6 protein-coding genes and 1 pseudogene are annotated in these 16,586 nt (G+C 59.6%); 5 read left to right on the top strand and 2 right to left on the bottom strand.

Annotated features, from left to right (window positions below):
* The first annotated feature begins 115 nt into the window (after positions 1 to 115).
* Positions 116 to 976 carry a helix-turn-helix domain-containing protein gene (locus AB8B29_RS30970; protein ID WP_047640055.1) on the top strand — a complete coding sequence of 287 codons (861 nt, stop codon included), beginning with the start codon at positions 116 to 118 and terminating at the stop codon, positions 974 to 976.
* 123 nt (positions 977 to 1,099) lie between these two features.
* Positions 1,100 to 1,615, top strand: a pseudogene (locus AB8B29_RS30975) (IS6 family transposase); the annotation flags it as partial.
* Positions 1,616 to 2,002: 387 nt separating this feature from the next.
* Here AB8B29_RS30975 and AB8B29_RS30980 read toward each other — a convergent pair.
* Positions 2,003 to 2,599: a TetR/AcrR family transcriptional regulator gene (locus AB8B29_RS30980; RefSeq protein WP_047557250.1), complete on the bottom strand. Its 597-nt coding sequence runs from the start codon at positions 2,597 to 2,599 to the stop codon at positions 2,003 to 2,005.
* A 197-nt stretch (positions 2,600 to 2,796) separates the two neighbouring features.
* On the bottom strand, positions 2,797 to 4,104 hold the full coding sequence (locus AB8B29_RS30985) for an MFS transporter (RefSeq protein WP_244655248.1): 1,308 nt from the start codon (positions 4,102 to 4,104) through the stop codon (positions 2,797 to 2,799).
* Positions 4,105 to 4,420: 316 nt separating this feature from the next.
* On the opposite strand from AB8B29_RS30985, the gene AB8B29_RS30990 reads away from it, so the two are divergent.
* From AB8B29_RS30990 to AB8B29_RS31000, 3 genes are all read left to right on the top strand, one after another.
* On the top strand, positions 4,421 to 5,380 hold the full coding sequence (locus AB8B29_RS30990) for a hypothetical protein (protein ID WP_080760537.1): 960 nt from the start codon (positions 4,421 to 4,423) through the stop codon (positions 5,378 to 5,380).
* A gap of 254 nt (positions 5,381 to 5,634) precedes the next feature.
* Positions 5,635 to 7,386 (top strand): ShlB/FhaC/HecB family hemolysin secretion/activation protein, encoded by a 1,752-nt coding sequence (locus tag AB8B29_RS30995; RefSeq protein ID WP_244655249.1) that lies wholly within the window; start codon positions 5,635 to 5,637, stop codon positions 7,384 to 7,386.
* Between the two features lie 10 nt (positions 7,387 to 7,396).
* Entirely contained in the window at positions 7,397 to 16,573 is a 9,177-nt protein-coding gene (locus tag AB8B29_RS31000) for a beta strand repeat-containing protein (RefSeq protein ID WP_113102541.1), read from the top strand.
* Positions 16,574 to 16,586 lie beyond the last annotated feature (13 nt).

Genomic DNA, 16,586 nt, shown 5'->3' on the forward strand with positions numbered 1-16,586 from the left:
TGGTTAGGACGATGAAGTGGTGAAAAAAACATCACACTTCACCTCTATATAAATTTTGTGCATATGGTCGTCGCGGTTTGGTATAATTTATTCTTGGATAGTTGGATCTCCATATATGACAGTGAGGCGCAAGGCTCCATTCGGCGTTGCCGAAGATCGATTTTCGGCCGATCGGCGGGAATTGGTGCTACCCATGGCAAAGCCGCACGCCCACAATCAAATCGAGATCAATTATCTCTACGCTGGTGCAGTTACCTATCTCTACAACGGCAAGATGGTGGAGGTGACGGAAGATGATTTCGTCTTTTTCTGGGGCGCGATTCCGCACCAGGCCATTGCTGTGAAGCCGCACAGTCGCTTCGTATGCATTTATGTGCCACTCGAAATGTTCATGTTCGCTCCGTTCAGTCCGGAGTTGAAATCAGCCATTCTGGCCGGTGGCTTCATCAAGATCGGCGAACGCCTGCCCATGGATGACGCCCTGATGCGGCAAATTCGCTTTGAACTGCAGACCAGCGATCCGTTCTTGTCCGAGCTTAACTATCGTCACCTGGAATTGCGCCTCAGACGCGCCGATACAAAAGGGTGGATCAACCTGGTTGACATCTCGCCTTCGCACGCCTCGTCGCCGGGCAACACGCACCGGAAGATCATCGAAATGACCCGTTACATCAGCGAGCGATCCGATTCTGCATTGACGGTGGCCGCGATTGCCGAGGCGGTGTCGCTGCATCCGAAATATGCCATGACCTTGTTTCATAAATCGCTTGGGATGACGATCACACAATACCTCACCCGGCGAAGGCTTGTAACAGCACAAAGACTGCTGGTTACTAGCGAGAAGAACGCCGCAGCAATTGCCTATGAGTCGGGCTTCGGGTCCGTCAGCCGTTTCTATGCTGTTTTTCGCGACCAGATCGGGATGTCCCCGCGGGAATTCCAGGATGTTTATGATCAGAAGGGGGTATCGTCGTGATAGTGAGCAATTTCACCGCCCCATAGGGGATTACTACCCGTCTTCTCTGGAAACGCGTGTCATGCCCTCGCGATGGCAACCAATTGGTTAAATGTCCGTGTTTGACGCTTCAATCTCTACCCCGCGACGCTGAACAGATGGGTTGTGAAATATTCACCGCTTATTGCCTGTAAGGCTCAGCGCCGGAAATCTGCAACCAGCAGCTCCTGGCGGATGGACGAGACCTGTATCCAGGTCAAAGGCCGGTGGACCTATTTCTATAGTGCTGTCGACAAATTCGGAAAAACCCTCGATTTTATGCTGTCTGAGCACCGTGACGAGGTTGCGGCCAGCGCCTTCTTCGCTCGCATGATCGAGAACAACGGCTGGCCCGAAAAGGTTGTCATCGATAAGAGCGGGACCAATCTGGCAGGCTTGCAAAACATGAACTGGATGCTGCTGTTGCCGGGATGGTTCTGGCTGATCGAGCAAGACCACCGGTTTATCAAGAAGCTGACCCGCCCGATGAAGGGCTTCAAATTTTTTCAGTCTGCGTCAGCGACACTGGATGGTATCGAGGTGGCCCGCATGATCCGCAAGCGGCAATTTTCAACCAATGGCCAATTCGCACTTAAGCAATTCACCGCGCTCGCTGCATGACTGTGCCCAGCGATAGCGTTTCTACGATCTTCCCAAAAGTTTGCGACAAAACCCACAAGCATGCTCTTCAACATCGAAGGCGACGGACAAAAATCCGTTGGCGCAAAAGTCGCGGCATCCAAGAAGTTTTGAGGAGGATTGTGACTGAAGTGGGAGACTGGATGTCGGGTCCATCAGACCCTCTTGAACGACGTTCCTTAATGAGGCGGTAAGTGCCGCGGCGATTCTGGAGAATGTTCCATAAATCGCATTACCTATTTGGCGCAACTCGCTGATATCGCTTCTTTAATTAGGACTAATATTGAAATTTCAATCGCGGGATCATCGGTTCGACTCCCATCAAGAGCTAAAAGCTCGGAACATCTTCCCTGCGAATTTCCACAAGCATCACAGCCCAGCCGGCTCGGCACAGCCGAACAGGATTGCTTGGCTCATCTGCCGGTAGCGTGCGGTGATATCCTCAGGCGATGGTGCGAAAAAGCTTTGATTGGTTCCACGGGCGCCGTCGCAGAGCAGTTGCACCACGGTCTCGACCGATATTGGGGGCCGAAGCGTCAATTGGCCATTTGCCATGATCTGTTGGAGTAATGCAGCGAAATCGGCCTGGAAAACTGTTGCAGCTTCGACCATCTCCGGACGACATAGGCGAAACGCGTAGTCATTGACTTCGAGCGCGAAGGGTGAAAGCACCAACTTTCTTCTCGTATCGCCATATCGAACATCAAGTACCGCTGTGACGATATCAAGCACATCGGCGCCAGCCGAAAACAGCCTTGTGCCTTCGCTAAGACTGCCTTGCCGGGTCCGTTGGTTGTTTTGGCGAACCATTGCCTGGAAGGCTTCTTCCTTGCTGCTGAAGTGATGATAGAGGCCTCGGCGCGTAATATTACAATATTTTGCCAGTTTGCTCATTGTCATGGCTTCATAGCCATGATCGAGAAAACTCTGGGTAATATTGGAAACCAGGACTTCGTAGGCCGACATGCAACGCGCTTTCAACGATTCTCTCGGGTCAATCTATAAGATGCGTCGTGAATATGGAGCAAGAACAGCGAGCATTCCGTACGCGGCTGACGGTCCCTTTGAGGATTGTTGATAGTCATACAAAGTTCTCGTCGCAGCAATCGAGTGAGCAGCCTGACGATCCTGATCTTCAAACTTTGTCTCAATAGGGTCGATTTTCATGCCGCGCGTGCTGCTGTGTTGTCCAGCTCAAGCTTGTAGTTGAAGATGGCTACCAGCGCCAAAGCCGACGAGACGATAAGAGCGGCAGTCGATACGACGCTGAGTGCGACGCCGATCTTGCTCGGATCCCCAAGCATGTCCTGGCTGAGAAACCCGACCAATGTGGGGCCGACGCCCATACCGACAAGCGTCACAATCAGGATGCCGACTGCGCTTGAAATGCCACGCATGCGGGACGGTGTGATGTCCTGAAGTGCGGGAGGACCGTTCGCAACAATGATTGTGGATAGGAATGTTGCGATGGCTATCAGGACAAGCGCGGCGTTGAGGGTCGAAGCAAAGGGCATTGCCGCGGTGAACAGCGCCGCAATCAGCGCCGCGCCGCACATAAGGATGGGGCGAGCGGCTGCAAAGCCGCGTCGAACCAGGCCATCGCCGAGTATAGCGCCAAAAATCAGCCCCGATACACTCGAGGCAATGAAGAGTGGCCCAAGGCTAAAGCCGACGGCGATGGGCGGCATGTGAAAGGTGCGGATCAACACAGTGGGAACCCATGAGCTGTAGCTATAGGCTTGGGTCGCCGCAAAGGCCAGGCAGAAATAAAGGCTCGCGAGTTCTACCCGATTATCCAAGAAATAGGCGCGGATCTCGACCGTGCCCGCTATAGGGCCCGGAGTAGCTCCGGAATGCTTGCGGGGTTCTTTAAGGCTTGCAGCCCAAAGGGCGACAGCGATGCCCGGCAGTCCGATGAAGACGAATACCATCTGCCATATGTGCTGCATGCCGGGCAGTACGAAGACGTTTCCTGCGCTCGACAATTCATGAAGAACCGTCGCTGCCAAAACGAGGGATAGGCCGGCTCCGATGAACGCGCCTGTGCTGTAAATGCTTATTGCGAGTCCGCGCCGCCGGGTGGGGAATAAATCGCTGATCAGGGAATAGGCGGCGGGTGTGAGGGCCGCTTCTCCCAATGCGACGCCCGTCCGGCACAGCAAAAGAGCTCCGAAACTGCCTGCAAAGCCACAAGCGGCTGTCATGATGCTCCAGAGTGCTATTCCAACGGCGGCAATCCGCACACGGTTTCCGGTATCAACCCAGCGACCCAGCGGCAATCCGGCGGTTGCCAGAACAATGGCGAAGGTGAAACCCTGCAGGAGGCCGATCTGCAGATCTGTCAGATGAAGGTCCTGTCTCAGCGGCTCCGCCAGGAGACCAAGTATTTGCCGGTCGAGATAAGACAAGGTGGAGGCGATGGTCAGAACACCCAAGGTGTAGGACGGATTAATCGGTCTTGGTAAGGGCATTCGCTCAGGTCCTCTCGGCAAACCGGTGGTTTGGCGACGACGTGAAGCGCGCTTTAGAATTCTCCGCCTCAGCGCGCGAGCACCATTCGACACCGGTCGATTTCTCAGATTGCAATAATATGAGAAACATTCTCGTTGACAAGTGACGGGCGATCCGGCATTTACTTCTCATATTTCGATAATGTGAGAAGTTTTTTAATCGTCGCCAAAGAATTGCGGGTCGGCGCAGCGCTCCTGGTCAGCAAGTGGACCGGAACGATCTGACGAGGGCTTTTGGTGGTTTCGTTGGCGGATGCGCTAGCCGGAGATCGCATTCTTGGGGCAGATAGTAGAATTTCCGGAGGCATTTCCACCTCTTGCAGGCGAGGGAACAAACGATCTGCCGTGGGACAGCGTGAGCGACATGATTTCGCGCGTTGCCTTCCCGTCTGCGGTTTTTTTCCTGGCTTCGGCGATGTTCGAGGCTCATAAGCAATCACCACGAGCCGCAGCGCTGTTCGCAACACAGCAGCGTTGGCTCCTAAGCCACGCCGCAGTCGCCCACTTTTTTCGCCCCATCGGCGATGTAGAGCCGGGCCTCAGCCGTAGAAGTCTTGGCCTTCTGGCAACCTTCCTTGGTCTTGCGAGCCGCAATACAGCCTATACCTTCTTTGATGAATCGATGAAGTATGGCGTCATTCAAGCGATCGACAGTCAGGTAGCTGGGCATCGTCGAGAGGCCAAACCATCGCTTGATTCCCTCTCTCTCCTCGCCCTCTGGTACAATCTGCATTTCCAGGCGCTCGATCTGCTCGATGGCGGACAAAGACAGGTGCGATTCTCCACACAATGGGAGAGCTTGCTTCCGTTGATCCAGCCCGTTGTGGCGAATGCTCTGTTCTTCACTCCCGAAGTGCGCACGCCAGGACCGCTCTACAGGATCTTCAGCTGGATCGATTCGGGTGGCTGGGTGATGGACCGGCTGATCGCAGGTGTCGATCGGCAAAGCTTCCCGGGACCGGAACGATATCTCACGGACGTCAACTCCATTGCATATCTGGCCCGAGCGACCGGTCTTTCGAGCGCGCATACAAGCCGCAAGATCTCGGAAGCTCAAGCAATCGGAGGACTTGGCTGGGCTGGACGGCCGGGACATTCGCCGATGTGGATTTCGCGCGGCTTCTACGACGAATATGCGGCGTTTCAGGCGCAAAAGCTGCTGATCCTCGATGGCGCGTTCGCGAACGCTTTAGGCAGTGGCTCAACGGTTTCTCGAGGAGCCCACAATTGCGAATAAGACGGTCTGTCTTCCTTGGCGTCTGCCGACATTCGCCTGCGGAAACTCCTCAAGATCTCCCAAGTCAAAAATGGATGCTGACCTCCACAGCCAACTTTATTAGTCCTGCTGCGGGAAGGGGTTGTGCTGGAAATTTTCGACCATTCCTTGCGGAATTCCTTCGAACAAGCCTGCGTACGCTGAGATTGAGGTTCATTTTGACTTTCGGATACCGTTTTTCTCGATACTGGGGACTGGCCGCGAGCGTTGCAGTGATGGCGCCGGCATGCCTTGCCTTTGCGCAGACGGCCTCGCAGGTGACGCCGCAAAGCTTCGAGCCGCAGTTGCAGAAGCAGAACAGCGGCATCGTCATTCCCGAAGCGTCCGGTCCGGTCGCGCCCAAGGGGGCGGAGAAGCTCACCGTCCGGCTGAAGGCCGTCAAGGTCGAAGGCGGGCTTCCAGGCTTTGCCGAGGATGAAGCGCGCCTGAAGAAGAACCTGACTGGCAGCCCTGTGACGGCGGCCGCCCTCTTCGAGGCGGCGGGTCAGCTCGAGCGGGCCTATGGCGCCAAGGGATACGGCCTGGTGCGTGTGGTGCTGCCGGCGCAGCGCCTGATCGATGGCGCGACCTTGCGCATCGTTGTCATCAACGGCTTCGTCGAAAGCATCGACACCTCGCATCTTCCCGACAATATCCGCGAACGCATTGCGAAAATGCTGTCGCCGCTGGTGGGCGAGAAGGGGATGTCCAACGATGAGATCGCGCGTCGGCTGCTTTTGGCGGGCGATCTGCCGGGCACGGTGCTGCGTTCGACGCTGTCGCGCGGCACGAAGCCCGGCGGCAGCGTGCTGACGATCGAGGCTCGCTACAAGCCGGTCACGGGCTTCGTCTCGGGCGACAACAATTCCACCGACGCGCTCGGCAAATACAACACCGGCGTCGGTCTGGACTTCAATTCCGTGTTCGGCTTCGGCGAGCTCTTCTATCTGAGAGCCTCTGGTGCGCCGCGTTTCGGCGGTGACGAAGGCTATTTCACCGGCGCGCCGCGCAACCGGTCCTTGGCCGGCGGTGTAACCCTGCCGATCGGCATCGACGGGCTGACGCTGAACCTTGAAGCCACCGGCTCGCGCACGACGCCGGAGGCGAGCGCATCCGGGCTGCAGTTCATGTCGGACTTCACCCGCTATTCGGCACGGCTTGCCTACCCGTTGATCCGCTCGCGCGAGTTCACATTCAACCTCAATGGCGGCTTCGATGCGCAGGACGAAGAACTGCAGCTTCTCAACGGCGGCGGCGCAACACTGTCGAAGGATCGGCTGCGCATCCTGCGCACGGGCGCGGATTTTTCCTGGTATGTATCCGGCGATGCGCTTGTCAGCGCCAGCCTGACTGGGTCTTTCGGCATCAACGGGCTTGGCGCACGCAGCGCGGCCGACGCCAATGGCAGCGGCACACCCTTGTCGCGCCAAGGCGCGGACGCCGATTTCCAGAAGGCCGAGGTCAATCTCGGCTATCGCCAGCCGATCGCCGAGCATCTGGTCCTCGATCTCCGCGCAAAGGCGCAGACCTCCTTCGGCCAGCCGCTGCTCAATTCCGAGCAGATCGGCCTCGTCTCCTCCTCGGGTCTGTCGAGCTTCCCGACCGGCTCGATGCAGGGCGATTCAGGCTTCGTGCTGCGCGCCGAGGCGCAGTTCCCTTTCATTGCCAGCTTCACCTTGCCGTTCGGCTGGCCGGAATTCCCGGCGCAGCAGGGAACCAGTCTGCCGGATGGAACGACCACGGCCGGCGGCGTGGTGGTTTCGCCTTACCTGTTCGGCGCCTATGGCGGCGTCAAGTTCTACCAGCCGACGGCGCTGGAAAGTGGCTTCTCGCGCGGCGCGGCCTATGGCCTCGGCCTGCGGCTGGCGGCGGCCGAGCAGGCGAGCTTCAACAGCACCAACGTCAATCTTGAATACGGCCGTGTCGAGCACTTCGGCGATGGCTCCAACGACAACCGCTTCACCGTTTCGGCGGCGTTTCAGTTTTAGGATAGCAGCGATGACCCCACAGACGAACCGCCGGACGTTTAGCAATGGAGTGCTTTCGCACAGAACCCGGACGCACAAGGTCCGGCTCGTCGCGCTTCTGGCGTCGACGGCGCTTGCCCACGCGACGGTGGCGCCGGCTCAGTCCCTGCCTTCAGGCGGGCAGGTGGCAGCAGGTAGTGCCACGATCGGGACGCCATCGGCCGGCGCCTTGACCATCAACCAGACGAGCGGCAGCGCCGTCGTCAATTGGAAGAGCTTCAATGTCGGCAAGGCCAATCGCGTCACCTTCGTCCAGCCCGATGCCAATGCCGCCATCCTCAATCGCGTGACCGGTGAGACAAGCTCGACCATATCAGGCCAGATCAATGCTAATGGCCAGGTCTATCTGATCAATCCGAACGGCATTGCGATCACCAGTTCAGGCACGGTCAAGGCAGGCGCCTTCGTCGCCTCGACGCTCGGCATCTCCGATGACGACTTCATGGGCGGCAAGAGGAGCTTTACTGGTAATGGCGCCTCTGCCCCGGTGACGAATGCCGGTGCCATCACCATCAATCGCGGCGGCTACATGGCGCTCATCGGCGGCACGGTCGCCAATGCCGGTGTCATCACCGTGCCGATGGGCAAGGCGGCCTTGGGATCCGGCGAACAGGCAACGCTTGATCTGTCCGGCGACGGCTTCCTGCAGGTGGCGGTGCCGACCAAGGCCGGCGGCAGTGGGGCGCTGGTCGACAACAGCGGCAAGATTTCTGCCAGAGGCGGCACGGTGCAGCTCACCGCCGCCGCGGCCAAGGACATGGCGCGGCAGGCGGTCAACATGTCGGGCACGATCGAGGCCAACGGCGTTTCCGGCAAGAGCGGCGATATCACGCTCACCGGCGGCGACGGCGAAGTGGCGGTTTCGGGTATGCTCGATGCCGGCAATGCCGCCGGTAAGGGCGGCAAAGTCACCGTGACGGGCCGGTCGATCAAGCTTGCCTCCGCCAGGGTCAACGCGTCCGGCAAGACCGGCGGCGGTACGGTCAATATCGGCGGCAACCGTCAGGGGAAGGGCCCGCTGCAGCAGGCCGAGACGCTTGATGTCGACGCCCATACCGTCATCAATGCCGATGCAGTCACCATGGGCAATGGCGGCGATGTCGTGCTGTGGTCGGACGACCTGACGAACTTTGCCGGCACGATCACGGCCAAGGGTGGCGCAATCTCGGGCAATGGCGGCGAGGCCGAGGTATCGGGCAAGGCGAAGCTTTCCTATACCGGTCTTACCGATCTGACGGCGGCGCATGGTTCCGTCGGCAATCTGCTGCTCGACCCCTACAATGTGACGATCTCGACGGGAACAGGCAGCAACACGGATGGCGGCTTTAACGCCACAGGCAACGACAGCGTCATCAATGTCAACACGCTGACCAACGCGCTCGCGACCGCCAACGTCACGGTCACGACCGGATCGTCGTCGGATGCCACCAATCCGCAGGCCGGCACGATCACCGTCGCAGCGCCGATCAACTGGAGCGCGCTCACCACGCTGACGCTTGCGGCGGCATCGGACATCAACATCAACAGCGCGATCACGGCGAATGGCGGCCTCATTGTCTCTTCCGGCGGTACGATTTCTGCTCCGGCGGACGTCAATGTCGGCGCCTTCGTGCTGGCAGCGGGCAACTGGGTGCAGAACAGCGGAACGCTGCCCGCCTTCTCGGCCAAGGACTTCCGCATCACCGACGGCGCCTCGTTCCTGCGCGTCACCGGCGGCGACGGAACCAGCGCCACACCCTATACGGTCGCGGATGTCTATGGCCTTCAAGGCATTGGCTCATCCAGCGACTATCTCTCCGCCAACTGGAAGCTTGCAGGTGATATCGACGCGTCGGGCACGGCCATCTGGAACAATGGTGCGGGGCTCAAGCCCATCGGCGATGATAACATCACTTTCACAGGGCGTCTCGACGGCGCGAGCCATACGATCACCGGGCTGACCATAAACAGGCCGAACACCAACACCGTTGGCCTGTTCGGCATTATCGGCCAGGGCGGTGGGGTCTCTGGTCTTGGCCTGGTTAACGCCAGTGTTTCGGGCCGATCGATGACCGGCGGGCTCGCGGGCTCGAACGCCGGCGGGATCGTCCAGTCCTATATCAGCGGCAGCGTTTCAGGGGTGACTCATACCGGTGGCCTCGTTGGTTATAATACAGGTGCGATCAACCTATCCTACTCGACTGCCTCGGTCTCGGGAGCCTCGAATGTTGGCGGCCTGCTCGGCATGAACTTCGGTACGATGAACCAGGTTTATGCATCCGGCGCGGTCTCAGGGATCGGCAATTTAGGTGGCCTTGTCGGTGGGAACATCGGCACGGTCGTGGCGTCTTACTTCGATATGAGCACGACCCTGCAGTCGTCAGGTGTTGGTAATGGTTCCACCTCCGGCATCAGCGGCTTGAATTCGGCGCAGGCGCGCAACGCATCGAACTATTCGGGCTGGGATTTCAACGCCTACTGGTACCAGTCCGGAGACCTGCGCCCGATCCTGCGTTCGGAAGCGGCGGCAGCCGACGCAAACGGCGTCGTCACCATCTCCAACCTGCACCAGCTTGCGCTGATGGGCGCGAACCTGGCGGGTAACTACAAACTCGCGGTCGATATCGACGCGGGCGCCGCGGTTGGCACCAATGCTGCCGACATCTGGTCGACCGGCGGCTGGGTGCCCGTCGGCACCTACGGCGCCGCCTTTACCGGCGTCTTCGACGGTGCGGGCCACACTATTACCGGCCTGACTGTCAACCGAGCGGCCAGTTTTCTCGGACTGTTCGGCAACGCGGCGGGGACCATCGAAAACATCGGACTGACTGGCGAGTTTATCAATGGCTACTCCTATACGGGCGGACTGGTCGGAAACAATACCGGCACGATCAGTAACGCTTACATGACCGGCACGGTCAACGGCATGCAATATGTCGGAGGGCTGACCGGCTGGAATTCCGGTTCGGTCAGCAACAGCTACGCCACCGCTGCCACCTCCGGCAGCCAGGATGTTGGCGGATTGGTCGGTCATAACCATGGATCGATCAGCAATAGTTACGCTACCGGTGCAATCCACGGCTCGAATACTTATGCCGGTGGTCTGGCCGGCTTCAATGACAGCACAATCAAATTTGCCTATGCCACTGGCTCCGTATCCGGCAATACATATGTTGGCGGACTGGTGGGGTATAATGATTCCGGAAGCTCTATAGACAATGCCTACGCCTCCGGCGCGGTTGGCGGGGGTGTCGCCGTCGGCGGCCTGGTAGGCCGAAATTACTTTAGCACGATCACCAACAGCTTCTGGGATGTCTCCACAACCGGCCGATCCAGTGGTTACGGCCAGTCCTTTTCGGGCACGTTTTCGGCGACCGGCCTCACCACCGGACAGGCGCGTAGCGCGTCGAACTATTCCGGCTGGGATTTCGGGGGCGTCTGGTATCAGGTCGGAGATATGCGCCCAATTCTGCGTTCGGAGGCCGCGACGGCGGATTCGAACGGTGTGGCCAGCATCTGGAATCTCCATCAGCTGGCGCTGATCGGCGCGAACCTTAACGGCACCTACACGCTCGCCAACAATATCGACGCCAGCGAGACGTCGGGCGCCAACGCCTCCGGCATCTGGTCGACAGGCGGCTGGGTGCCGCTCGGAAACACCAACACGATGTTCAGAGGCAGCTTCGACGGCAACAACCACACCATCAACGCCCTCACTGTGACCGGCTACGACCAAGTTGGTTTGTTCTCAGTCTCGGCAGGCTCGATCAGCAATCTTGGGCTCGTTGGCGGATCGGTCGCTGGTGTCCGCACCGACGTCGGCGCGCTGGCCGGCTGGAACTACGGCACGATCAGCAATTCCTACAGCACCGCTACGGTCTCCGGCAATTTTGACGTTGGCGGGCTGGTCGGCATAAACTACGGCACGATCAGCAGCTCCCATGCCGCCGGAGCCGTCAGCGGTGTTACCGGCTTTATGGGTGGGCTGGTAGCCTACAACTACGGCACGATCACAAACGCCTATGCCAACGGTGTCGTCAGCGGCAGCGCTACCGGTGCGGGTGGGCTGGTGGGCCTCAACGCCGCTATGGGCGTGATCAGCGGCGCCTATGCGACCGGCTCGGTCAGCAGCAGTAGCTATGCTGTGGGTGGACTGGCGGGCTCCAACCTCGGCACGATCACCAACACCTATGCCAGCGGCGCTGTCAGTGGCTCTGACAAGGTGGGTGGGCTCGTAGGCGGGAACTACGGCAGTGCTACGATCAGCAACAGCTACGCCATTGGTGCGGTCAGCAGCGGCGGCGGGCTGATCGGCGAGAATAACGCGACTGTCACGGCTTCGTTCTGGGACACGGCCACGACCGGACAAGCCTCGGGCATCAATACCGGCTCCTCCGCCGGCATGACCGGCCTTACCACCGCACAGATGCAGAATCCCTTCAGCTTCATCAATGTCGGCTGGGATTTTGCCGGCATCTGGGGCAAATCGACGAGCGGCGCGAATGATGGCTACATGATGCTGCGCTCGCTCAGCACAGGGCTTTATGATGACTATGTCGCGATCGGCAACGGTACCCGTACCTATGGCGACTCGAATGCCACGATCACCGGCGCGACGCTGACGGGAGTCGGCACAGGCAATGTTTCACTCACCTGGGGCAACGCCATCGCGTCTACGACGAACGCCGGAACCTATAATTATTCGGACCCCGACATCGTCTCGGTGACGGAGATCGGTCCCCGCACGGCCTATGTCGATTATAGCGGCGCACTGACGATTTCGCAGCGCGTGCTGAGCCTGACGGGCGGTCGCACCTATGACGGCAGCACCGATGTCGCGGCTGGCAATCTGACGCTCGGTAATCTCGCCAACGGCGAGACCCTGACGCTAACAGGTGCGGGCTCCATGGCCGACAAGAATGTCGGCACCGGCAAGGCACTGTCGCTTGGGACCCTGCTGTTCGGTGATGATACCGGCCTGGCCTCGAACTATGTTCTGGGCACGGGTACGGTCGATATCACCAAGGCTAGCATTGCCTCGATTACCGGCATCACCGCCGACAACAAGACCTATGACGGCAATGCGAACGCGACGCTCAACACTTCGAGTGTGGTCTTCAATGGCATGGCGGCGGGCGATAGCTTGAGCCTCGGCAATGGCGTCACCGGCGCCTTCTCCGGCAGGAATGCCGGCACCGGCAAGACTGTGACGATCTCCGGCCTCATGCTCGATGGTACGGATGCCGGCAACTATACGCTTGCCCTGGATACGGCGACGACGACAGCCGATATCACCAAGGCGACGATCTCTTCGATCACCGGCATCACCGCCGCGGGTAAGATCTATGACGGCAACACGAGTGTCGTCCTGAACACCTCTGGTGCGGGCTTCTCCGGCATGGTGGGTGGAGACGTGCTGACGGTTGCGACCTCGACCGGCGCCTTCTCCGACAAGAATGCCGGCACTAAGGTGGTCAACATCTCCGGCTTGACGCTTGGCGGCGCCGACGCAGGCAACTATACGCTCGCTTTGGATACTGCGACGACGACGGCCGACATCGCCAGGGCGACGATCTCCTCGATCACCGGCATTACGGCGAACAACAAGACCTATAATGGCAACACGACTGCCGTGCTGAACACGTCGGGTGCGGGTTTCACCGGCATGATTGCGGGTGACACGCTGACGGTTGCGACCTCCACCGGCGCCTTCTCCGACAAGAATGCCGGCACCGGCAAGACGGTCGGTATCACCAGTTTGACGCTCGGCGGTACTGATGCGAGCAACTACACGCTCACCTCCGACATCGCAACGACGACTGCGGATATCGCCAAGGCCTATGTGGCTTTCGGCGGCACCAGCGTCAACACCAAGACCTATGACGGGACGACCGCAGCCACCGTCAATATCTACACGATACCGATCAGCGGCGATGACATGCATGTTGGCTACACCAGCGCCAACTTCTCCGACAAGAATGCCGGCATGTCCAAGACGGTCGCCATCGATGGACTTTATATAACCGGCGCCGACGCCAACAATTACCAACTTGGCATCACCAACACGACCAGCTACGGCACCATAACCCCTGCCATCATCTCTGCGATCACCGGCATCACCGCCGGCAACAAGACCTATGACGGCACGACCAATGTGGCGCTGAACACTGCGGGCGCCGTCTTCAATGGCATGATCGCAGGCGATAGCCTGACGGTCGGCACCGCGCTCGGCGCCTTTTCCAATGCCAATGCCGGTACCGGCAAAACGGTCGGCATCTCCGGACTGACGCTTGGCGGAGCCGACGCGCAGAACTACAGGCTGGATACGAGTACGGCCACGACGCTCGCCGATATCGGCCAGCGTGTCGTCAACCTCTCGGGCAGCCGCACCTATAACGGTTCGACGGATCTCGATGCCTCGATCTTCACGCTGTCGAACCTGGTCGGCGGCGAAACGCTGACGCTGTCCGGCACCGGCACCATGGCCGACAAGAATGCCGGTTCGGGCAAAGGCGTGACGCTTGCGTCGCTGGCTCTGGGCGATGGCACGAATGGCGGCCTTGCCTCGAACTACACGCTGGCGGGCGGTACGGACGCGGTCGATATCGCCAGGGCTATGATCTCATCGATCGGCGGGATCACCGCCAACGGCAAGATCTATGACGGTACGACGGACGCGACGCTGAACACGGCGGGCGCTGTCTTCAACGGCATGGTGTCGGGGGACGCGCTTTCACTGGGCAATGGCTTCAGCGGCGCCTTTTCCGACAAGAATGCCGGCACGGGCAAGACGGTCACCATCTCCGGCCTGTCGCTCGCCGGCGCGGATGCCGGCAACTATACGCTTGCTTACAACACGGCCACGACACTTGCCGACATCGCCAAGCGCGCCATCACGGTCACGGCCGACGGCGCACACCGTACCTATGGCGATGCCAATCCGGGCTTCACCTATACCGTCGGCGGGAGCGGCCTCGTCAATGGCGATACGCTCTCAGGGGCGCTGGCCACCTCCGCGACGACGGCGTCGGGGATCGGCAACTATGGCATCACGCTCGGCACGCTTGCTAACTCGAACTACGACATCAGCTTTACCGGTGCCAACCTGACGGTCACTCCGCGTGCGATAACGGTGACGGCGGATGCCAAGTCGAAGATCTATGGCGATACCAACCCGGCGCTGACCTATACAACCTCGGGCTTGGTCAACAACGACACGCTCTCCGGATCGCTTGTGACGTCAGCAGGACAATATTCCGGCGTGGGCGGCTACGGGATCACTCTCGGCAGCCTCGGCAACGCCAATTACGCGATCACCTATAATGCGGCCAATCTGACGGTCACTCCGCGTGCGATAACGGTGACGGCGGATGCCAAGTCGAAGATCTATGGCGATGCAAACCCGGCGCTGACTTATACAACCTCGGGCCTGGTCAACGGCGACATGCTCTCCGGATCGCTTTCGACCGCGGCTGGGCAATATTCGAATGTGGGCGGCTACGGGATCACTCTCGGTGGCCTCGGCAACGCCAATTACGCGATCACCTATAATGCGGCTAATCTGACGGTCACTCCGCGGGTGATGACGGTAACGGCGGATGCGAAGTCGAAGACCTATGGCGATGCAAACCCGACGCTGACTTATACAACCGCGGGTCTGGTCAATGGCGACATGCTCTCCGGTTCGCTATCGACCGAGGCTGGGCAATATTCGAATGTGGGCGGCTACGGGATCACTCTCGGTGGCCTCGGCAATGCCAATTACGCGATCACTTATAATGCCGCCAACCTGACGATCACTCCGCGTGCGCTGACCGTTACGGCGGATGCGCTGTCGAGAGCCTATGGTGATGCCAATCCGACGCTGACCTACACGACCTCGGGTCTGGTCAATGGCGACATGCTCTCCGGCTCGCTTTCGACGTCAGCAGGGCAATATTCCGATGTCGGCGCCTATGCGATTGCCCAGGGTACTCTGGCCAATGCAAACTACGCCATCAGCTATACGGGTGCCAATCTCACCGTAAACCCGCGGGCACTGACAGTGACGGCGGGCGCGCTGTCGAAGATCTATGGCGATGCCAATCCGATGTTGACCTATACCGCGAACGGTCTGGTCAATGGTGACACGCTGTCCGGATCACTCGCGACCACGGCGGGGCAATATGCAAATGTCGGCAGCTTCGCCATCACCGGCTCCTTCTCGGCGTCAAGCAACTACGCGCTGACCTATGTTGGAGCCAATCTGAGCGTGAACCGACGCGCGATCACGGTCACGGCGGATACGCTGTCGAAGACTTATGGCGATGCAAATCCGGCGCTGACCTACACAGTCGGAGGAGCGGGCCTGGTCAATGGCGACATGCTGTCCGGATCACTTTCGACCATGGCGGGGCAGTATTCTAACGTCGGTAGCTACGCCATCACCGGCTCCTTCTCGGCGTCAAGCAATTACGCGCTAACCTATGTCGGAGCCAACCTCAGCGTGAACCGACGCGCGATCACGGTGACGGCGGATACGCTGTCGAAGACCTATGGCGATGCCAATCCGATGCTGACCTATGCTGCGACAGGCCTGCTGAATGGTGACACGCTCTCCGGTTCGCTTTCGACCACGGCGGGGCAATATTCCGATGTCGGTGCCTACGCGATCACGCAAGGGTCGCTGGCCAACGCCAATTACGCAATCAGCTACATGGGCGCAGACCTCACGGTGAACCAGCGTGCCATTGCGGTCGCCGCCGACTCACTTAGCCGCCGCTATGGCCTCGCCAATCCGGCACTGACCTATACAGTCGGGGGTGCGGGCCTAGTCAACGGCGACAGGCTTTCGGGAGGGCTCGCCACGTCCGCGACCGGTCTCAGCGAGCCGGGTGCCTATGCGATCACCCAGGGCACGCTGCTGGCGTCCGCCAATTATCGCATGAACTTCGTTCCAGGCGTGCTGACCGTGGAAAAGGCCGCCAACCCCGAACCAGGCACACAGGCAAGCTCCGTGATGCCGAGCTTCGATGCCGGCCGCTTTGCGCCGATCCGGCCGGTCTCCGACAACGCCGAAACCGCGGATGGCAGCCACGACGTGATCACCGATCCACGCTTCGAGGGCACGTTCGTCTGCCTCGACAATGGCAACGGCTGCGTCTCGCTTCCGGGCCAGGCGACGCCGTAGCCACGATATACAA

It is taken from the genome of Rhizobium sp. 11_C7_N12_5 (assembly GCF_051811145.1).
Lineage (GTDB): Bacteria > Pseudomonadota > Alphaproteobacteria > Rhizobiales > Rhizobiaceae > Rhizobium > Rhizobium lusitanum.